At 63.4% G+C, this 19428-nt stretch carries 16 protein-coding genes; 5 read left to right on the top strand and 11 right to left on the bottom strand.

Annotated elements, in window-relative coordinates:
* Positions 1 to 105: 105 nt before the first annotated feature.
* The 7 genes from KIO76_RS12080 to KIO76_RS12110 all read right to left on the bottom strand — a co-directional run bounded on the left by KIO76_RS12080 (position 106) and on the right by KIO76_RS12110 (position 5504).
* Entirely contained in the window at positions 106 to 573 is a 468-nt protein-coding gene (locus KIO76_RS12080; RefSeq protein WP_213323507.1) for a c-type cytochrome, read from the bottom strand.
* A complete protein-coding gene (folK, locus tag KIO76_RS12085; RefSeq protein ID WP_213323508.1) occupies positions 570 to 1049 on the bottom strand; it encodes a 2-amino-4-hydroxy-6-hydroxymethyldihydropteridine diphosphokinase in 480 nt (159 codons plus the stop codon). Before folK ends, KIO76_RS12080 begins: the two co-directional genes overlap by 4 nt.
* Positions 1042 to 1422 carry a dihydroneopterin aldolase gene (folB, locus tag KIO76_RS12090; RefSeq protein WP_213323509.1) on the bottom strand — a complete coding sequence of 127 codons (381 nt, stop codon included), beginning with the start codon at positions 1420 to 1422 and terminating at the stop codon, positions 1042 to 1044. The genes folK and folB overlap by 8 nt, the downstream gene beginning before the upstream one ends.
* On the bottom strand, positions 1419 to 2291 hold the full coding sequence (gene folP / locus KIO76_RS12095) for a dihydropteroate synthase (protein WP_213323510.1): 873 nt from the start codon (positions 2289 to 2291) through the stop codon (positions 1419 to 1421). Before folP ends, folB begins: the two co-directional genes overlap by 4 nt.
* A complete protein-coding gene (locus KIO76_RS12100) occupies positions 2291 to 3349 on the bottom strand; it encodes an SIS domain-containing protein (RefSeq protein ID WP_213323511.1) in 1059 nt (352 codons plus the stop codon). The genes folP and KIO76_RS12100 overlap by 1 nt, the downstream gene beginning before the upstream one ends.
* Positions 3346 to 4269, bottom strand: coding sequence for a glucosamine kinase nucleotide-binding domain-containing protein (locus tag KIO76_RS12105; protein WP_213323512.1), 924 nt, complete (start codon positions 4267 to 4269; stop codon positions 3346 to 3348). Before KIO76_RS12105 ends, KIO76_RS12100 begins: the two co-directional genes overlap by 4 nt.
* Positions 4270 to 4472: 203 nt before the next feature.
* On the bottom strand, positions 4473 to 5504 hold the full coding sequence (locus KIO76_RS12110; protein ID WP_213323513.1) for a cysteine synthase A: 1032 nt from the start codon (positions 5502 to 5504) through the stop codon (positions 4473 to 4475).
* Between the two features lie 222 nt (positions 5505 to 5726).
* Here KIO76_RS12110 and lysM point away from each other — a divergent pair, with 222 nt between their 5' ends.
* Positions 5727 to 6170: a peptidoglycan-binding protein LysM gene (lysM, locus tag KIO76_RS12115; protein WP_213323514.1), complete on the top strand. Its 444-nt coding sequence runs from the start codon at positions 5727 to 5729 to the stop codon at positions 6168 to 6170.
* Between the two features lie 206 nt (positions 6171 to 6376).
* Here lysM and KIO76_RS12120 read toward each other — a convergent pair whose 3' ends face one another.
* The 4 genes from KIO76_RS12120 to KIO76_RS12135 are packed head-to-tail and all read right to left on the bottom strand — an operon-like array spanning position 6377 to position 11762.
* Positions 6377 to 8023 (bottom strand): ABC transporter ATP-binding protein, encoded by a 1647-nt coding sequence (locus KIO76_RS12120; RefSeq protein ID WP_213325232.1) that lies wholly within the window; start codon positions 8021 to 8023, stop codon positions 6377 to 6379.
* Positions 8024 to 8046: 23 nt separating this feature from the next.
* Positions 8047 to 9180: an ABC transporter permease gene (locus tag KIO76_RS12125; protein WP_213323515.1), complete on the bottom strand. Its 1134-nt coding sequence runs from the start codon at positions 9178 to 9180 to the stop codon at positions 8047 to 8049.
* Positions 9173 to 10093, bottom strand: a complete 921-nt coding sequence (locus KIO76_RS12130; protein ID WP_213323516.1) for an ABC transporter permease — start codon at positions 10091 to 10093, stop codon at positions 9173 to 9175. Before KIO76_RS12130 ends, KIO76_RS12125 begins: the two co-directional genes overlap by 8 nt.
* Positions 10094 to 10151: 58 nt before the next feature.
* Positions 10152 to 11762, bottom strand: a complete 1611-nt coding sequence (locus KIO76_RS12135; protein ID WP_213323517.1) for a peptide ABC transporter substrate-binding protein — start codon at positions 11760 to 11762, stop codon at positions 10152 to 10154.
* A 253-nt stretch (positions 11763 to 12015) separates the two neighbouring features.
* On the opposite strand from KIO76_RS12135, the gene KIO76_RS12140 reads away from it, so the two are divergent.
* The 4 genes from KIO76_RS12140 (at position 12016) to KIO76_RS12155 (ending at position 19385) form a co-directional block, all read left to right on the top strand.
* Positions 12016 to 12345 carry a rhodanese-like domain-containing protein gene (locus tag KIO76_RS12140; protein ID WP_249729580.1) on the top strand — a complete coding sequence of 110 codons (330 nt, stop codon included), beginning with the start codon at positions 12016 to 12018 and terminating at the stop codon, positions 12343 to 12345.
* A 241-nt stretch (positions 12346 to 12586) separates the two neighbouring features.
* Complete coding sequence (locus tag KIO76_RS12145) at positions 12587 to 13714, top strand: efflux RND transporter periplasmic adaptor subunit (protein ID WP_249729581.1); 1128 nt, start codon at positions 12587 to 12589, stop codon at positions 13712 to 13714.
* 143 nt (positions 13715 to 13857) lie between these two features.
* The gene (locus KIO76_RS12150; protein WP_213323520.1) at positions 13858 to 17052 is read left to right on the top strand and encodes an efflux RND transporter permease subunit; all 3195 of its coding nucleotides are present in this window, start codon (positions 13858 to 13860) and stop codon (positions 17050 to 17052) included.
* Positions 17053 to 17072: 20 nt separating this feature from the next.
* On the top strand, positions 17073 to 19385 hold the full coding sequence (locus tag KIO76_RS12155; protein WP_213323521.1) for a xanthine dehydrogenase family protein molybdopterin-binding subunit: 2313 nt from the start codon (positions 17073 to 17075) through the stop codon (positions 19383 to 19385).
* The last annotated feature ends 43 nt before the right edge of the window (positions 19386 to 19428 follow it).

Genomic DNA, 19428 nt, shown 5'->3' on the forward strand with positions numbered 1-19428 from the left:
GGCAAATTCTAGAGCATCGCGGGCAAAAGTGTATGCGGCTTCTCGATAAATCGGGTGCTTCATCAACGAGATAGAGTGCATCCCGATCGTGCTGCGGACGCCGATCTAAGGTATGCGCTTGCCGTCACGATCGAAACTCTTGAGATAGGTGAGGAGATTGCCGACGTCCTCATCCTTCGGCAGGCCAGAAAAGATCATCTTGGTGCCACGCAGGAAATCGCGCGGGTTCTGCAGCCAATGCTTGAGATTGGCGTCATCCCAGGTAATGCCGGACTCCTTCATGGCGGGCGAATAGGTGTAGCCCTCGACGCTCGCGGCGGGGCGCCCTATGACGCCATTCAATTGGGGTCCTACTAAATTCCGCGCGCCTTCTCCGACTTGATGGCACGCGCGGCACTTGCGGAATACGGCCTCACCCGCCGCGGCGTCTTGGGCATGAGCCGGAGCGGTTCCGGGGAGGGCCAATGCAACAACAACGATCGCTATCGATGCGAAGGCCAGCGTACCACCCGACCGGGCACACCTCACGCGGCGACATTTCCCTGAATCGCGCGCATCGCCGGCAATTTTCATGGTGTCATCCTCTCAATTCCCGCGATGTCCACCTCAGCAAGCCAATCAGCCACAGGCCGCCCGCCGATGACGAGCGTGGGTGCGATTTCCGCCAGAGGTACAAGCACGAAGGCACGCTGGGTGAGGTGAGGATGCGGCAGGGTCAGGCTAGCGGTTGCTATTGCCCGGTCGTCATAGGTCAGGAGATCGATGTCGATGACGCGCGGTCCCCATCTCTCCAGCCGCTCCCGGCCCAGTTGTCGCTCGACAGTCAGGCATTGCGCGAGGAGAGCCTCGGGCGCGAGCGCCGTCTCGACCCGGGCGCAGGCATTGACGAACCAGTCCTGGTCCAGCTTGCCCCACGGGGGCGTGCGATAGTCGCCTGAGCGCGCCTTGACGGCGACATCCATCGCGCCGGCCAGCAGGTCTAGGGCACGCGCGATCGTCGCACGCTTGTCGCCGAGATTGCTGCCGAGGCAGATGTAGGCTTCAGCCACCGCGCACCCGCGTGATCTTCACGGCGACGCTGTCAATGATCGCCGGCACGGGAGCCGAAGGCTTCTCGACCTCGACGCTGATGCGCTCGACGCGCGGGAATTCCGCCAGTGCCTCGTCGGCTACCGTTTGCGCCAGCGCTTCGATGAGACGAAAGCGGCGGCTCGTCGCGACACGTGTCACCAGGGCGGTCATCTGCCCATAGCAGACCGTCTCGTTCCAATCGTCACTTTTGCCGGCAGGCTCAGCGTCGAAGCCGATATCGAGCGATACATAGAAGCGCTGCCCGAGCTTCTCTTCTTCGTCGTTATTGCCGTGATACGCGAAAACGGCGATGCGCCGGATGAGAATGTGGTCGAGGGGCCGTGTGGTCATGGCGCACTCCTTGGGGTGGGTTCCCCGGTCAGGACATCGAGGCGCGCGGGGTTCTGCACCGCATCGAAGATCCGGCAGGCGTCGCGGTGGGGGGCGACGTCGTGGACGCGAATAATGTCGGCTCCATTGGCGAGCGCCAGGACGTGGGCGGCGAGCGAGCCGGCGAGGCGTTCGCCGGCGGGCCGGCCGGTCACGAGTCCAATGGTGGACTTGCGCGACGCACCGACGAGGAGAGGGCAGCCGAGCACCCTGAGCTCCCTCAGCCGCTGGAGAGCGACCAGGTTCTGCGCCGGCGTCTTGCCGAAGCCGATGCCGGGATCGAGGATGACATTGCCCCGCGGGACACCGGCTCGGTCGGCCAGCTCCAACGTCCGCATGAAGAAGGCCTTGATGTCCGCGATAATATCGAGAGCGGGATCGATCGCTTCCCGATTGTGCATCGCGATAACCGGCAGCCCGTGCGCTGCCGCCACGCCTGCCATGGCAGGATCCCGCTGAAGGCCCCAGATGTCATTGATGATGGACGCTCCCGCTGCGATGGCAGCCTCCGCCGTCCTGGCCTTGTAGGTGTCAATCGAGATCGGCAGCTGGTGCCGCGCGGTGATCGCTGTGATGACAGGAATGACGCGGGCGATTTCCTCCTCCGCAGGGATTTCCGTGTGGCCCGGCCGTGTCGATTCCCCGCCGACATCGACGATGTCAGCGCCCTCACTCACGAGACGGGCCGTCTGTGCGACCGCCGCCTCATGGGTCGCGAAGAGGCCGCCGTCGGAAAAGGAATCGGGCGTCACGTTGAGAATGCCCATGATCAACGGGCGCCGGCCGAGATCCGGAAGAAGAGGGCGCTTTGGACCAGTCGCGTGCACCATCAAACGGTCTCGGTCACCTTGTTGAGGTGGGGCGGGCGGTCGGGATCGAAGCCGCGCTCGCGGGCCACCGCGTCCGCCAGCGGATAGAAGCTCTGGATCAGCGCGATGGGTGCGGCAAGCGGATCGATCCCAGCCGCGAGTGGCAGGGTCACCACACCGCGCTCCCTCAGTCCATCGCCGGCTGGCCCGGCGATGATCACGGGTACGCCGCGATCCCGCAGACGGCCGATGAGCTCGCGGGTTCCCTTCAACGTCTCGTCGGGCTGGCTCAGGACGAGGACGGGGAAGTCGGGACCAGCGAGTGCCTGCGGCCCATGCATCACCTCGGCCGCGCTGACGGCCTCCGCATGCAGGCCGGCCGTCTCCTTCAGTTTGAGGGCCGCTTCCTGCGCCACGGCGAAGCCCGTGCCGCGTCCGACGACATAAAGATTCCGGGCCGCGATAAGGGGCGCTACTGCAGGGTCCCAATCTTGCTCCAGCGCGCTCCCGAGCGTCTCCGGGAGGGCGGCCACGGCCTTCTTGAGCGCTGCGTCGTCGCTCCAATCCGCGGTGATCAGAAGACCCGCGGCGAGCGAGGTGATGAACGACTTCGTGGCGGCCACGCTGCGCTCGGGGCCGGCCTGCAGCGGCAGAACCACCTCGGACAACGCCGCCAGCGGCGAGGTGGCATCGTTGACGACCGCGACCGTGGTCGCGCCTTCCTCGCGCGCGCTTTCGGCGAGATGCAGGAGGTCCGGGCTGCGGCCGGACTGGGAAATGGCGAGGAACAGCGCGTCCGCGACGCGCAGCTTGGCCTGGTAGACAGAGCTGATCGACGGCCCGACGGAAGCGGTGACGACACCGAGACGGATCTCGAAGAGATATTTGGCGAAGGTCGCCGCGTTGTCGGAGCTGCCGCGGGCGCAGGTCACGGCGAAACGGGGCGGAGCGGCGCGCAACCGCTGTCCCAGCGCTGTCGTCAATGCGCTGTTTTCGGCGATGAGGCGCGCGACGGCTCCCGGCGCCTCGCGGCTCTCGCGCAGCATGGCGGTGTCACGATTGGCGGCATCGGAGATCATGGTCGGGTCCCTGGTGATAGGTCGTCCTGGAGCGCTGCGCCATCCCACGACGGGCGGGCGTGCTGCCGTGCCATCAGGATAGCGCCATCGATGGCGTCGGCTATGGGGGTGACGACGTGATGACGCGATTGGGGAGAAAGCCACGGAAGAAGCGGGCCCGCGAGCCCACCTAGCAAGGCGACGGTCGGCGCGCGGAGTGCCACGAGCCGCGCGATCAGCGCATCCGCGTCACCGGCTGCGGCCGTGACAATGGCGCTTGCCACAGGATCCCCGGCGGAGGCATGGGCGATGATTGTCGGCGTATGGCTCGCGAAATCCCCGGGCGTCGCTGCGTCCGCCCAATCCACGATCGCCTCGGCGCTATTGCCGAAGGCGCCAAGCAGTTCATCCGTCAGGGCCGAACGCGGCCCGAGTTGATCAAAGGCCAGCACGGCACGCCGAATACCTTCGCGGCCAATCACCGCGCCGCTGCCACCGTCCGAGACGATGGAGCCGTAGCCGCCGACGGAATGGCGTACACCCCGGACGACGGCGAAACCGCAGGACCCGGTGCCGAGGATGAGAATGGCGCCATCTGCACCGTGGGTAGCGCCAAGCCACGCCACGTAGGCATCCGTGTCGACGCTGACGCTCGCGAAAGGATGCGGCAGTGCCTTGAGCAGCGCCAACGGCTTGGACTGCGCCGCGCCCGCGAGACCCAATCCGGCGTGCATGCGAGGGAAGGCGTCGTCAGGAAGGCCTCCGGCTCTCGCTGCCTCCCTTGCGGCGTCGAGGATAGAAGCCATCACCCTGTCAGGCCCGAGGCGGACATTGGCTGGACCGCCCCGGCCCTCGCCGATGAGCTGCCCCTTCGCATCACGGATACGCGCCCGGCAGTGGGTTCCGCCGCCATCGACGCCGATGAAAAGCGCGTCCGTCATGACCGTCCACTGACCTCCGCCACCGAATCCACCCCGTCGCGCGCCGACGGGTGGCCGGCAGAACACGGCGTCATGGCCTTCATGTCAAATGGTCATTCCGCCGCCCCGGTGGCAAGATCCAGGGCAAAGTTCTCTTGCCTGCTTTGCGTGCCAGAAAGATCCGGGTTGCAGCCGCATTCTAAATGCGGAGGAACGCGCAGGCTTCACTCCAGCGGTGGCTTGATCGTCGTCGTGCCTTCCAACCACGGAGGGGTGGGCAAGCCCTTCTGACGGAGGAAAGCGGGATTGAAAAGCTTGGACTGGTAGCGATTTCCGTAGTCGCAGAGCATGGTCACGATGGTATGGCCGGGGCCGAGATGGCGCGCGAGGCGTATCGCACCGGCCACATTGATGCCGGTTGAGCCGCCGAGGCACAGGCCTTCGTGCTGCAGCAACTCGAAGATGACCGGCAAGGCCTCGGCGTCCGGGATCTGGAATGACAGGTCAACCGGCGCGCCTTCCAGGTTCTTGGTAATGCGGCCCTGGCCGATACCCTCGGTGATCGAGGAACCTTCGGACTTCAGTTCGCCATGGGTGTAGTAGTTGTGCAGCGCGGCGCCCATGGGGTCGGCGAGTGCGACCACGACCTTCGGATTGCGCTCCTTCAGGGCAAGGCCCACGCCGGCCAGTGTGCCGCCGCTGCCGACAGAGGCGATGAAGCCATCGACCTTCCCGTCAGTCTGTGCCCAGATCTCCGGCCCGGTCGTCTCAAGATGCGCCTGCCGGTTGGCGACGTTGTCGAACTGGTTGGCCCAGACGGCGCCTTCCGGCGTCTCCGCGGCCAGTTTCTCCGCCAGCCGACCAGCGACCTTCACGTAGTTGTTCGGGTTGGCGTAGGGCACTGCCGGCACTTCGATGAGCTCCGCTCCCAGCAGGCGCAGCGCGTCCTTCTTCTCCTGCGATTGCGTCTCGGGAATGACGATGACCGTGCGGAAGCCAAGCGCGTTCGCAACGACGGCAAGCCCGATGCCGGTATTTCCCGCGGTGCCTTCAACGATGGTCCCGCCAGGACGCAACTGCCCTTTCGCCACGGCGTCCTTGATCAGGTAAAGCCCGGCCCGGTCCTTCACGGACTGGCCGGGATTGAGAAATTCAGCCTTGCCGAGAATGGTGCAACCCGTCAGCTCCGACGCATGCTTGAGGCGGATCAGCGGCGTGTTGCCGATGAGTTCGATCACGCTAGGGACAAAGGACATGGCAAACAGCCTCACGGTGGCGTGCGACGAGATCTTCATGCAGATAGGATAGCACCGGCTCATTGTCCATGGATGCGCGGGGAAGACTTCTAAAAACATATTCTGTATGTATTTTTGGCTTTGCTGCGACTGCCATGGGACAGATGAAACAAGTGCGGCTAAGGTACGCTATTGTAGGCGTGCGGCATCCAAGCCGCGCTGGAAAGTGCAGGGAGAACCACTATGGGACTGTTCAGCTTCATCAAGGAAGCCGGTGAAAAGCTCTTCGGCGCCAGCGAGGCGAAGGCCGCAACGCCGGAGGAATTGAAGAAAGAGATCGAGAAGAACGGTCTCAAGGCCGATGGTCTCGAAATCGCCGTCGACGGTGATAAGGTCTCTGTCAAGGGCAAGACCGTTTCGACCGAAGAGGCTGAGAAGATCATCCTTGCGCTCGGCAATACCATCGGTGTCGCGAGCGTCGACAACGGCCTCGCCGTCGAGAAGGAAGCGGCTGCGGCTGTCATGTACACAGTGAAGAAAGGCGATACGCTCTGGAAGATCGCCGAGGCCAACTATGGCAAGGCCAATGGCGCCAAATACACCGTCATCTTCGAAGCGAATAAGCCGATGCTGAGCCACCCCGACAAGATCTATCCCGGCCAGGTCCTGCGCATTCCCGCGCTGTAGGACCAAGCGGTACCGGGGATGCCCTACGGATCACCATCGGGATCACCGGGCTTGTCCCGGTGATCCCGATCGGAAGGGCGTCTCACCTTATCGAGATGGCCGGGACAAGCCCGGCCATGACAACAAGGGAACGTTGGATAGGGATTGGTTTGGGTTGACTACGACAAGATGCGTGTCGCGCGGCCTCTTCCCTGGGATGCCACCCTCTACGTGAAGGTGCGTCCGTCAGGGTTGTCCAGAAAAGCGGCCGCTATCAATTCCCGCGTGTAGCTCTCACGCGCGCCCTTGAAAATAGTGTCGACGGACCCGCGCTCTACCACCGCGCCCTGTTTCATCACCAGGATTTCGTCCGACAGCGCGCGCACGACGGCGAGATCATGACTGATGAACAGATAGGCAAGGCCATATTTCGTCTGGAGATGCCGCAGCAGCTCGACGATCGATTTCTGCACAGACCTGTCAAGCGCGGAAGTCGGCTCGTCCAGCACGACGACCGTCGGCTTGAGGATCATGGTGCGGGCTATGGCGATGCGCTGCCGCTGGCCGCCGGAAAACTCGTGCGGGAACCGGTGACGGGTGACGGGGTCGAGCCAGACTTCCTCGAAGGCCTCCGCCGCGCGGCGGTCGCGCTCTGCCCGCGTGAGCCCTGGCTCATGCACGATCAATCCTTCCGTCACGATCTCCCCGGCAGTCAGCCGCGGTGAAAGCGAGCCGTAAGGGTCCTGGAAGACGAGCTGGAGGTGGCGGCGCAGCGGCCGCATGGCATGGCGGTCGGTGGGATGGATAACGGCGCCGTCGTAGCCCACCTTTCCTTTGGCGGGCACGAGTCCGAGGATAGCGCGGCCGAGCGTCGACTTGCCCGATCCCGATTCACCGACGATACCGATCGTCTCGCCGCGGCGAACAGTGAGATCGATGCCCTTCACCGCCTCGATGGTGCGGACGTCCGTGCCAAACAGGCCGCGCCTTTGGTGGAACGTGACACGCATGTCCTGCGCAGACAGGACAACGGGACTGTCTGAGGGGACCGGCGCCTTGCGGCCGGTCGGCTCGGCCTCGATGAGCATCTTGGTATAGGCGTCGCGCGGCTTCGCGAACAGCTCGGTCGTGATGCCGTGCTCAATCACCGCGCCATGGCGCATGACATAAGTGCGGTCCGCGAAGCGCCGGACGATTCCCAGATCGTGGGTGATGAACACGATCGCCATGCCGAATTCGCGCTGGAGATCGCGCAGGAGTTCCAGGATATGGGCCTGGACGGTTACATCGAGCGCGGTTGTAGGCTCGTCGGCAATGAGCACGTCCGGCTTGTTGGCGAGAGCCATGGCGATCATGACGCGCTGCCGCTGACCGCCGGAGAGCTCATGCGGGTAGGAGTCGATCCGCTCGGCCGGGTTCGGGATCTGGACCTTGGCCAACAACTCGATGGCCCGCGCCCGGGCAGCGCTCCGACTCAGGCCTGAGTGGGCCATGAGGGGCTCGATCAGCTGCCGCTCGATCTTGAACAGGGAATCGAGCGAGGTCATCGGCTCCTGGAAGATCATCGCGATCGTCTTGCCGCGATACCGGTTGAGCGCCTTGGCCGTCAGTCCCAGCAGTTCTTCGCCGCGATAGCAGACCGAGCCTTGAGCTTGGCCGTTCGCTGCCAACAAGCCCATGGTCGCCATCATCGTCTGGCTCTTGCCCGAGCCGGATTCACCCACGATCGCGACCGTTTCACCAGCGCCGATGTCGATGTCGATACCCTTCACCGCCTCCACGACGCCGTCGTGGGTGGCGAAGGCAACCCGCAAGCCGCGAATCGCGAGGATTGAGTTCTTTTCAGCGGGGCTCGGTGCCTCGCCGCGCCGCATCGGGAGTGTGGGCTGCGCAACCATCAGCGATCTCGCGGATCGAGGGCGTCCCGCAGGCCATCCCCGATGAAATTCAGAGCAAAAAGCGTGGATACGAAGAAGATCGCCGGAAAAATGATCAGATAGGGCGCGTTCTGGATGTTGTTGGCCCCTTCCGCGATCAGCACGCCCCAGCTCGTCAGCGGCGCCTGCACGCCGAGGCCGAGGAACGATAGGAAGCTCTCAAGCAGGATGATTTTCGGCACCATCAGGGTCATGAACACCACCACCGGCCCGAGCAGGTTCGGAATGATGTGCCGGCGCAGGATCGCCGGCTCCGAGACACCGAGCGCGTGGGCGGCTTCCACGAATTCGCGGCGCTTCAGCGCAAGCGTCTGCCCGCGGGTGATGCGTGCCATGTCGAGCCATTCGACCGCGCCGATGGCGACGAAGATCAGGACGAAATCCCGCCCGAAATAGACGACGAGCAGAATGACAAAGAAGACGAAAGGCAGCGAATAGAGCACGTCGACGATACGCATCATGACCATGTCGATGCGCCCGCCGAAGAAGCCCGCCGCCGCGCCGTAGCTGACGCCGATCACCAAGCTGACGAAAGTGGCGAGCAGGCCGACCAGGAGCGATACGCGCCCGCCGACCATGATGCGGGTCATCAGATCTCGCCCGGCGAGGTCAGTGCCCATCAGGAAGAGCTGGCGCTGGACCGTGCCTTCGACGACGAGGCTTTTGCCACCATCCTCCGTCGCCACCACCTTGGCGTCCCGGAACTGGTCGACGCGATCGATGTAGCGCGTGTTGCGGGGATCGATCGGATTGGGCGAGGTCAGAGTGACCCTGAAGGTCGAACCTGAGATCGAGAAGTCGCGCATGCCGATGCGAGCCCGATCCAGCGCCCCTCTCATCGCGTCTTCGAGCGTGTCCTGGGCCGGGTGCGCCTCAAGGCTCGGCGGCACGCCGACATAGGAGCGATAAACCTGATCGTAGGCATGCGGCGAGAGCCAGGGGCCAACGATGCAGAACAAGGTGATTGCGACAAGGACGATGAAACTGACAACCGCAGCGCGGTTACGCCGAAGGCGCAGCAACGCCAATGCCGCGAGGCTGCGGCCTTGCGTGAGGGGCGCTGCGCCGCCGGGAGCGAGAGCGGCGTCACTCATAGCGCACCCGTGGATCAAGGGCGGCGTAAAGCAGGTCCACGATGAGATTGAAGACCACCACGAAGCCCGCGAGCATCACCACCGTCCCCATGACGAGCGTGTAGTCGCGGTTCAGGGCGCCATCCACGAAATAGGCGCCGACGCCCGGAATGGCGAAAATCTTCTCGATGACAACCGAGCCGGTAACGAGGGCTGCCGCCGCCGGGCCGAGATAGGAGATGACGGGCAACAGCGCTCCGCGTAGCGCGTGGGTGACGACCGTGCGACTGGAAAGCCCATTGGCGCGGAGCGTGCGGATATGATCGGCGCGCAGGGCTTCGATCATCGCGCCGCGCGTCAGTCGGGCAATGACCGCCATCTGCGGCAGGGCAAGGGCGATCGTTGGCAGAATACGGTGGCTGAGGTCGCCACCGCCCCAGCCGCCGAGCGGCAGAAGGCCGAGCGCCAGACCGAAAACGAGTTGCAGCAGCGGCCCGACGACGAAATTGGGGACGGTGACGCCCACCGTCGCGACCGTCATGACTGAGTAGTCGCTGGCGCTGTTCTGGTGCAGGGCCGCGAGAACGCCGGCACTCACGCCGCCGAGCACCGCGAGAATCAGCGCGCCGAGGCCGAGGGAGATGGAATAGGGCAGGCCGCGCATGAGCATTTCACCCACCGTGAAGTCCAGCGCGGAGTAGCTGGGGCCGAGATCGCCCCTGACGAGCTTGCTGAGGTAGTCCAGATACTGGAGGAACAGGGGCTGGTCGAGGCGGTAAGCGCGCTTCAGGTTCTCAAGCACCTGAGGGGCTACCGGTTGTTCCATGTCAAAGGGGCCGCCCGGTGCGAAGCGCACGAGAAAGAACGCCACGGTGACGATGATGAACAGCGTCGGGATGGCACTCGCCAGTCGTCGCAATGTGTAGAAGAGCATGGCCCCCCGCTCCGTGAACAGAATATCCCCCGCCCGGTGGCGGGGGATAAAGTCCGGCTCAAGGTACTATGCTGATGTACCGGCTGCGATGCACGTTCTGCACGTTGTCCTCGTAACCGCTTACCTTAGGCGAGACGAGGTGGAGCGATGAGCGATAGATAAGCGGGATGACCGGCTCGTCTTTCATGATCATAGCTTCCGCGTCCGAGAGCATTTTCATGCGCTGAGCCTGATCGCCGGTCTCGTCGGTTTTCTTCAGGAGCGCGTCATACTCGGGGTTCGTGTAGCGCGAATAGTTGCTGACCGCGTTGTCGGACAAGCCGAGGAAAAGGAAATTCTGCGGATCAGCGTAGTCGCCCACCCAGCCGGCGCGGGCAATATCGAAATCACCCTTGTTCTGCAGGTAGGCGTAGTGGCTCTTGATATCGCTGTTCAGGAGCGTGACTTCGGCGCCGAGCACGGATTTCCACATATCGGCGACCGCTGTCGCCGTATTCTTGTTGCTGTCGTTGGTGTTGTAGCGGATCTCGACCTTGAGCGGCTTAAGACCCGGCCCGTAACCAGCCTCCTTGAGGAGCTCCTTCGCCTTGTCCTCGCGATCAAGCTGGGTCTCGCCGGCGCTCGCGATCTCAGGCGGCGTGTAGTTCTGCAAGCCGGGCGGGGTGAGACGATAGGCCGGCACAGCCGCGCCACCCCAGGTCTTCTCGGCAAGGAAATCGCGGTCGATGGCCAGCGACAGCGCGTGGCGCACGCGCGGGTCGTTGAACGGCGCCTTCTGCGAGTTGGTGGCGTAGTATTCAATGGAGAGATAGGGCGCGGTCCGCACCTGGCCGCCGAGCTTCTCCTTCAGGAAGGTGAGCTGGTCGATGGGGAACTGATAGTTGGTATCGAGCTCGCCTGCCATGAAGCGACGCACCGCGGCGGCGCTGTCCTCGGTCGGGTAGAAGATGACGGTATCGACCTTCACATCCTTGGCATCGAAATAGTTCGGGTTCTTGACGACCTTGATGTGATCGCTCGGTACGAACTCCGTGAGCTGGAAGGCGCCATTCGAGACGAGATTCCCCGGCCGCACGAAGTCCTTGCCGAACTTCTCGACGCTGGCCTGGTGCAGCGGCAACGCGGTCTGGTGCGTGAGGAGTTCCAGGAAGTAGGGGGTCGGCTGCTCCAGCGTTATCTCGAGCGTGCGGTCGTCGACCGCCTTTACGCCGAGCTCCGCGGGCGGCAACTCACCGCGGTTGACGGCGCGAGCGTTCTTGATCGGGTAATGCAGGGCCGCGTATCGGGCCGCCGTTTGCGGATCGAGTATGCGGCGGAAGGAAAACACGAAGTCCGATGCCTTGACCGGATCGCCATTGGACCACTTGCCGTTCTCGCGCAGCTTGAACGTATAGACCTTGCCGTCGGGCGAGATGGTCCAGCTCTCGGCAGCGGCCGGCGTCACCTTGCCGCGGGAATCATAAGCAAGGAGGCCATCATAGAGGTCGCGAAGAATGTTGGCTTCGACGTCGATCGACGTCTGGTGCTGGTCCAGCGTCTTCGGGTCGCCCGCGTTGCCACGCCGGTAGATGACCTCAGCCGATGCTCCCACTACGAAAGAGCCCGTCGCCAAAGCCGCGATCACGCCGATGCGCAAGTATTTCGCTAATGTTTGCCAACTCTTGTCCATGATGCCGCCCACCGTCTCCGATGGGCGGAAATCTGCGCCACGTCAGGCGCTTTGGCAACGGCTTTCATCAGACTTTCTCGTGATCATGCCCACCTGTTAGCCGCATTTATAGTTAACGTCACCGATTTTGATTTGGCGAGACTTGCAAGACCGGGATATGGCGTTCGTGGAGGCGCGCGAGACTTGCTCTGAAATCGGGGGCAGTGCGGCAACTTGCTGCTGCGCCGGTATGCGCATTGTCATGAGGGTAGGGATGAATCCGTTGATCGATCTCGAGTTCGAGGAGGTGAGGCGTGGTCTTGACGACGGCTCGATCCTGCTGGTCGACGTGCGGGAGGCCTATGAATATGAAGCAGGTCATATCCCTGGCTCCATTTCGGTGCCCCTGTCGACTTTTGTTCCGGCGGCTCTGCCTGAGGGAAGCGGCCGCCGGATCGTCTTTTCCTGCAAGGCCGGTGTCCGATCAGCGCAGGCCGTGGCGCTGATGCAGCAGGCGGGCTATCCGCTTCGTGAGCACTATCGAGGCAGTTTCGCGGATTGGCTGGCGCGGGGTGGAGCCGTCGCTTTCGGCCCGGACGGATGACGCACGCCCTCGGGTGTGGCGGCTCCCGCGCACAGCGGCCTTTGGGCAGGGCGCGCCAATGCACATGTTAGTAACGTTTCTCGCATTGTGCACTGCAGCGCCAATCGGTATTCATGTGCGCTCACGCACTTGTAATTTGGCTGAAGTGCGGCACGTATATGACGCAAATTTTTCGGGCGTGTCGTTTGCTGGGCTTTGAGTCACCGACCGTCGAGACAAGGCAGAAGTCATGCAAACCAGAATGTTTGCTCGTTCTATCTTCGCGGCGGCGCTCCTCCTCGCCGGCGGCATGTCGGCGTCGGCTCAACAGCCCGGCGGGGCTCCGCCGCCGGTCACCGTAGCGAAGCCGCTCGTCAAGAAGATCATCGATTATGATGAGTTCACCGGGCGTTTCGAGCCGATCGATGCGGTCGAGGTGCGTTCCCGTGTGGGGGGTTATCTCCAATCCGTCGATTTCGAGGACGGCGCCTATGTGAACAAGGGCGATCTTCTTTTTGTCATTGACCGTCGGCCCTTCAAGGCGACGCTGGATCAGGCTGAGGCGACCCTGGTTTCAGCACAAGCGAGGCTGAAATTCGCCCAGGCGGATTTGGAGCGCGCGCAGTCGCTTTCGCGCTCCGGGAACATCTCCGACCAGCTTCTGGATCAACGCCAACAGAACTTCCTGACGGCGAAGGCGGATATCGACGGAGCCGAGGCGGCGGTGCGCCAAGCGCGCCTCGATTATGAGTTCACCGAGATCCGCGCGCCGATTTCGGGGCGTATCGGCCGCAAGCTCGTCAGCGTCGGCAATCTCGTGACGGCCAACACCACGCTGCTCACGACAATTGTTTCCCGCGACCCCATCTATTTCTACTTCGATCTCGATGAGCGGTCCTTCCTTGCCTACAACAAGGTGTTCAACCTCGTCGACGACAGCATGACGAAGACACGTCCGGTCGAGGTGAAGATCGCGCTGACTGACGACCGTGAGCCGAGCCACACGGGCACGCTCGACTTCGTGGACAACCGGATGGATCAGGCCACTGGCACCATGCGCGCGCGCGCCATCGTGAAGAATCCGGATTTCAAGATCTCGCCCGGCCTGTTCGGTCGCGTCCTGTTTCCAGGTTCTCCGGAGTATGAAGCTGTGTTGATCCCGGATGAGGCGGTTGCGACCGATCAGGATCGACGCCTTGTGTGGGTGGTGGCGGATGATGGCACGGTCTCGCCGCGCATCGTGCGCCTTGGGCCGAAGTCGAGTGGCTACAGGGTTATCCGCGACGGTTTGAAGGGGGATGAGACGATCGTTGTCGTGGGCCTGCAGCGCGTGCGGCCGGGCGGCAAGGTCACCCCGCAGATGAGCACTTTGCCGCCGCAACGACAATAGCGAGGTCGTCGCCTCGCTTGGCAAGCGGGGTAGGCGGCAGGATTGACAGTCAAACCGTGCCTCTCCCGACAGGGCTGGCATAACGGCGCGGCGGGCCTTCTGGCCGGCCGATGGGCCGATCGTACGCTGGGAAAGTTTTTCCGATGAAGTTCACGCATTTCTTCGTCGATCGTCCGATCTTTGCGTCGGTCCTGTCCATCCTTTTGGTCATCGTCGGCTATATCTCCTATGTCGCCCTGCCGGTCGCGCAGTATCCCGAAATCGCGCCGCCGACGATCACGGTGCGCGCAACCTACCCGGGCGCGAACGCCGAGACAGTCGCGGCAACGGTCGCCACGCCGATCGAGCAGGAGATCAACGGCGTGGAGGACATGCTGTACATGTCCTCCTATTCCGCTTCCGACGGTTCGATGACCCTGACGATCACCTTCAAGATCGGCACGGACCTCGACCAGGCGAACGTCCTTGTGCAGAACCGCGTCGCCGTTGCCGAGCCGCGCCTGCCCCAGGAAGTTCGCCAGCTTGGCGTGGTTACGCGCAAGGCCTCGTCCGACTTCCTCATGATCGTCAATATCCAGTCGCCGGATAATACGTTCGATCAGCTCTATCTCTCGAACTACGCTCTGATGCGGGTCCGCGATTCGCTGCTGCGTCTGGACGGCGTCGGCGATATCCAGGTCTTCGGTGCGCGCGAATACTCGCTGCGCGTATGGCTTGATCCGAATCGGCTCGCTTCCTACGGCCTGACTGCCGGCGACATTGTCGCGGCACTGCAGGAGCAGAACGTCCAGGTGTCGGGCGGCGCGTTGGGCGCTCCGCCATTGACGGCGGACGCCAAAGCCGCGTTCCAGCTCACGGTGCAGACACAGGGGCGGTTCAGCAACGTCTCGCAGTTCAACAACATCATCGTGAAGGCGGGAGAGGCCGGGCGTCTGGTCCGGCTCGCCGACGTGGCGCGCATTGAGCTGGCTGCCCGCGATTACACCACCAGCTCCTATCTCAACGGCAAGGAAACGGTCGCCATCGGCGTGTTCCAGCGGCCGGGCACCAACGCACTGCAGGCGTCGAACGACGTCATCGCCAGGATGGAGGAGTTGAAGAAGGACTTCCCCGCGGGGATGGACTACGCGATCGTCTACAACCCCACGAATTACATCCAGGCCAGTGTCAACGAGGTCTACAAGACGCTGTTCGAGGCGGTCGTTCTCGTCGTCATTGTGGTGCTCGTCTTCCTGCAATCCTGGCGAACGGCCATCATTCCTATCATCGCCATCCCGGTATCCCTGATCGGCACCTTCGCGATGATGGCCGCCTTCGGCTTCTCCCTGAACACGCTCACCTTATTCGGCCTCGTGCTCGCGATCGGCATCGTGGTCGATGACGCGATCGTGGTGGTGGAGAACGTCGAGCGTAATATTTCGCTAGGATTGTCACCGCGCGATGCGGCTCATCGCACGATGGACGAGGTCGGCAGCGCCCTCATCGCCATCGCACTGGTGCTCTCCGCGGTGTTCATCCCCACCGCCTTCATTCCGGGCATCTCCGGACGCTTCTATCAGCAGTTCGCGCTGACGATCGCGGCCTCAACGATCATTTCGGCGTTCAACTCGCTTACCCTGTCGCCGGCGCTCTGCGCGCTTCTCCTGAAGGCGCACGATCCTCACCATCGATCGCGCAATCCGCTCGTTCGGGCCGGCACGTGGCTCGGCAACAAGTTCAATCGCGGCTTTGACCGCACGTCCAACGGCTATGCGCGCACTGTCAAGGGCATCGTCGGCCATAAGCTCGTGCTTGTGATCGCTCTCTGCGTCTACGGCGGCCTCATCGCGGCCACCGTGCACGCAAGCCGCATCGTTCCGACCGGCTTCATCCCGGCGCAGGATCAGGGTTATCTGATTATGGTCATCCAGCTGCCCCCGGGCGCATCGCTGGATCGCACCGATGCCGTCGTGCAGAAGGCAACGCAGATCGCGCTCGATGTGCCGGGCGTGGCCAATGTGATTGGTGTTCCTGGCATCGATGGATCGACCTTCACGGTGTCGTCGAATTCGGCCGTGGTGTTCACGCCGCTCGATCCGTTCGAGGAGCGATTGGCAAAGGGCCAGACCGCCAACAGCATCGCGGGTGTTCTGGTGGGCCGGCTGCAATCGATCCAGGAGGCCTTCACGATCGCGGTGCCGCCGCCGCCGGTGCAGGGCCTCGGTAACGCGGGTGGCTTCAAGATGCAGCTCGAGGATCGCAATGGCGTCGGTGTGCGCCAGGTGCTGGCCGCCGCCGGCGACATCATCGCGCGCGCCAACCAGGACCCCAATCTCGTCCGCGTGTTCACGACCTTCGGCGCCAACACTCCGCAGATTTATATCGACATCGACCGCACCAAGGCGCGCATGCTCGACGTGCCGGTGTCCAATATCTTCGAGGCGCTTCAGGTCAACTTGGGCTCGGTCTATGTGAACGACTTCAATGCCTTCGGCCGCATTTACCAGGTTCGGGCCCAAGCCGATGCGCGTTTCCGCATCGAGGCTGACCAGATTTCACGCCTGCAGGTCCGGAACAGTTCAGGCGGTCTCGTTCCGCTTGGCTCCCTGGTCGAAGTCAGCAATGTGGCTGGTCCCAACCTGATCCAGCGCTACAACATGTACACGAGCGTGCCGATCCAGGGTGACACGGCGCCGGCCGTGTCCTCCGGCGCGGGTATCGCCGCCATGGAGCGCATCGCCGGCGAACTCCTGCCGCCCGGTATCAGCTACGAATGGACGGATATCGCCTTCCAGGAGCAGCAGGCGGGCAACACCGCGATCTTCATCTTCGCGCTTGCGGTGCTGTTCGTGTTCCTGGTGCTCGCCGCCCAATATGAAAGCTGGACCCTCCCGCTCGCCATCGTGCTGATCGTGCCGCTCGCGGTGCTGGCGGCACTTGTGGGGGTGATGCTGCGCGGCATGGACAACAATATCCTGACGCAGATCGGTTTCGTGGTGCTGGTCGGTCTGGCGGCAAAGAACGCGATCTTGATCGTCGAGTTCGCGCGGCAGTCAGAGCAGCATGGCAACGGGCCCGTGGCTGCCGTTGTGGAGGCTTGCCGCCTTCGTTTGCGGCCGATCCTGATGACGGCGTTCGCCTTTATCCTGGGCGTTATTCCACTGGCGATCGCGCAGGGGCCGGGCGCGGAAATGCGCCAGGCGCTCGGCACGGCGGTTGTGTTCGGCATGACCGGTGTGACATTCTTCGGTTTGTTCCTCACGCCGGTCTTCTACGTCGTGCTGCGGTCGCTCAGCTTGTGGTTGCGGCCGGCGAGAAAGTCGGGCCCCGAGGAACCAGCGACGTCGACGCACGCGTGAAGCCATAGGAGGAAAAGGCGATGACGGCACGAAAGTTCGGTATTGGACAACCTGCCCGTCGCTTGGAAGATCTCCGCTTCATTACCGGCGTGGGAACCTACACGTCCGATATTCTGCCGGCGGGTACAGCCCATGCCGTCGTTCTGCGCAGCCCCCACGCCCATGCGCGCTTCAGCTTCGAGGATCTGGAGACCGCACGCGCCATGCCGGGCGTGCTCGCAATCCTGACGGCTGCCGATATTGCCGACCTTGGCGAGCTGCAATGTCTCGCGAGCGTGACGAACCATGACGGCTCACCGCTCAACCGTACCTCCTATCCCGTGCTCGCGCGGGACGTGGCATTGCATGTGGGCGATGCGGTCGCCTTCGTGGTGGCCGAAACCGAGCTGCAGGCCCAGGAAGCGGCGGAGGCGATCGCTGTCGACTGGGAGCCGCTGCCGGCTGCCGTTGATATCGACGCCTCGTTGGCGGAGAGCGCACCGCTGGTGAGGTCAGAGCTCGGCAGCAATGTCGCGTTCGAGACCAGAATTGGGGACGAGGCGGCGGTCGATGCCATTTTCGCCAAGGCCGACCGGGTGGTCAGCCTCGATATCGTCAACAACCGGCTCGTTTCCAATTATATGGAGACACGGGCATGCCTTGCCGAGTACGACACGGCGGAGGGACGCTGGACGATCACTCTCGGCAGCCAGGGCAGCCATGACATTCGCGACAATCTTGCGCAAAACCTGCTGAAGGTTGAGCCGGCGCGCATCCGCGTCATCACGCCGGATGTGGGAGGCGGTTTCGGCACGAAGATTTTCATGTATCGCGAATATCCCCTCTGCGCGGTGGCGGCGCAGCGGCTCGGTCGACCAGTGCGCTGGGTCGCTGGGCGAGGGGAGCATTTTCTCGCCGACACCCATGGCCGCGCGAACGCCACGCGGGCCGAGATGGCGCTCGACAAGAAGGGGCGCTTCCTCGCCCTCAGGGTCGACCTTCGCGCCGATATCGGCGCCTATCTTTCCCAGTATGCGCCCTATATTCCAACCGAGGGTGTCCGCATGTCGCCGGGATGTTACGACATCCCGGCTTTCTTCGGTCGCGTGCGCGGTGTCTACACCAATACCACGCCGGTCGATGCCTATCGGGGCGCAGGCCGGCCCGAAGCGGCCTACATGATCGAGCGACTCGTCGATCATATCGCGCGCAGCATCGGCTCGACGCCCGACAAGATCAGGGCGCTCAACTTCATCAAGCCGTCGGCCATGCCGCATCGGACCCAGACGGGGCGTCTCTACGACACGGGTGAGTTCGAGGGGCATATGCGCCAGGCGATGGAGAACGCCGACTGGGCCGGCTTCAAGGACAGGGTCAAGGCGTCCCGGCGCGCCGGGCTCCTGCGCGGTATAGGACTTGCGACCTATATCGAGGCTTGTTCAGGCGGTGGTGCCGAATCGTCCACCGTGAGCCTTGAGAAGGATGGTTCGTTCAAGGTGACGATCGGCACGCAATCGAATGGGCAGGGCCACGCGACCGCCTATGCGCAGATCGTGTCGGAACATTTTGATGTGCCCCTCGATCAGGTTTCTGTGCTTCAGGGCGACACCGACGCCATCGCCACGGGCAGCGGCACGGGCGGTTCGCGCTCAATTCCGGTAGGTGGCGCGGCACTCGCTCGCGCCAGCGGCGATCTCGCCGACAAGCTCAAGCGGCTGGCTGCTGAAGCGCTGGAGGCGGGCGTCGCCGATCTCGAGATCGAAGATGGGCGTATCCATATCGCCGGCACGGATCGCGCGATGACGTTGAGTGAAGTTGCGGCGCTTCCCGCCGCAACGTCCGCCGCCGTGACCTCCGCCGAGGCGTGGACGCCGCCCGAGCCGACCTATCCCAACGGCAGCCATATCTGCGAGGTGGAAATCGATCCCGACACCGGGGTTGTCTCCATCCAGCGCTATACGGTCGTCGATGACTTCGGCCGAGCCATGAACCCTCTGCTTCTTGCTGGACAAGTCCATGGTGGCGCGGCGCAGGGGATTGGGCAGGCACTGCTTGAACGCACGGTGTTCGATGCGGACGGCCAGCTCGTCACCGCGTCGCTGATGGACTATGGCGTGCCGCGTGCCGATCTCATCCCGTCGTTTTCCTTCACGACGCGAAACGTGCCGTCGACCACAAACGCGCTCGGCATGAAAGGCGCCGGTGAAGCAGGGGCGATCGGCGCCTGCCCGGCGGTCATCAACGCGGTCGTAGATGCGCTACACCGCGCGGCGGGCATCATGCATATTGATATGCCCGCGACACCTGATCGGGTGTATGCCGCCCTGGCGCAGACGGACGCTGCTGCGGCTTAAATGCCGCACCTTGGGGTTGTGAGTGGTTTTCACAAGGTCGTCA

It is taken from the genome of Chelatococcus sp. YT9 (assembly GCF_018398315.1).
GTDB lineage: Bacteria > Pseudomonadota > Alphaproteobacteria > Rhizobiales > Beijerinckiaceae > Chelatococcus.

Coding starts and splice junctions, on each gene's coding strand:
- folP (WP_213323510.1), bottom strand. CDS start 2,291: ATGGTGCACGCGACTGGTCCAAAGCGCCCTCTTCTTCCGGATCTCGGC.
- KIO76_RS12130 (WP_213323516.1), bottom strand. CDS start 10,093: ATGCTCTTCTACACATTGCGACGACTGGCGAGTGCCATCCCGACGCTG.
- KIO76_RS12135 (WP_213323517.1), bottom strand. CDS start 11,762: ATGGACAAGAGTTGGCAAACATTAGCGAAATACTTGCGCATCGGCGTG.
- KIO76_RS12145 (WP_249729581.1), top strand. CDS start 12,587: ATGTTTGCTCGTTCTATCTTCGCGGCGGCGCTCCTCCTCGCCGGCGGC.
- KIO76_RS12100 (WP_213323511.1), bottom strand. CDS start 3,349: ATGATCTCCGATGCCGCCAATCGTGACACCGCCATGCTGCGCGAGAGC.
- folB (WP_213323509.1), bottom strand. CDS start 1,422: ATGACCACACGGCCCCTCGACCACATTCTCATCCGGCGCATCGCCGTT.
- KIO76_RS12080 (WP_213323507.1), bottom strand. CDS start 573: ATGAAAATTGCCGGCGATGCGCGCGATTCAGGGAAATGTCGCCGCGTG.
- KIO76_RS12110 (WP_213323513.1), bottom strand. CDS start 5,504: ATGTCCTTTGTCCCTAGCGTGATCGAACTCATCGGCAACACGCCGCTG.
- KIO76_RS12105 (WP_213323512.1), bottom strand. CDS start 4,269: ATGACGGACGCGCTTTTCATCGGCGTCGATGGCGGCGGAACCCACTGC.
- KIO76_RS12150 (WP_213323520.1), top strand. CDS start 13,858: ATGAAGTTCACGCATTTCTTCGTCGATCGTCCGATCTTTGCGTCGGTC.
- lysM (WP_213323514.1), top strand. CDS start 5,727: ATGGGACTGTTCAGCTTCATCAAGGAAGCCGGTGAAAAGCTCTTCGGC.
- KIO76_RS12120 (WP_213325232.1), bottom strand. CDS start 8,023: ATGCGGCGCGGCGAGGCACCGAGCCCCGCTGAAAAGAACTCAATCCTC.
- KIO76_RS12140 (WP_249729580.1), top strand. CDS start 12,016: ATGAATCCGTTGATCGATCTCGAGTTCGAGGAGGTGAGGCGTGGTCTT.
- KIO76_RS12155 (WP_213323521.1), top strand. CDS start 17,073: ATGACGGCACGAAAGTTCGGTATTGGACAACCTGCCCGTCGCTTGGAA.
- KIO76_RS12125 (WP_213323515.1), bottom strand. CDS start 9,180: ATGAGTGACGCCGCTCTCGCTCCCGGCGGCGCAGCGCCCCTCACGCAA.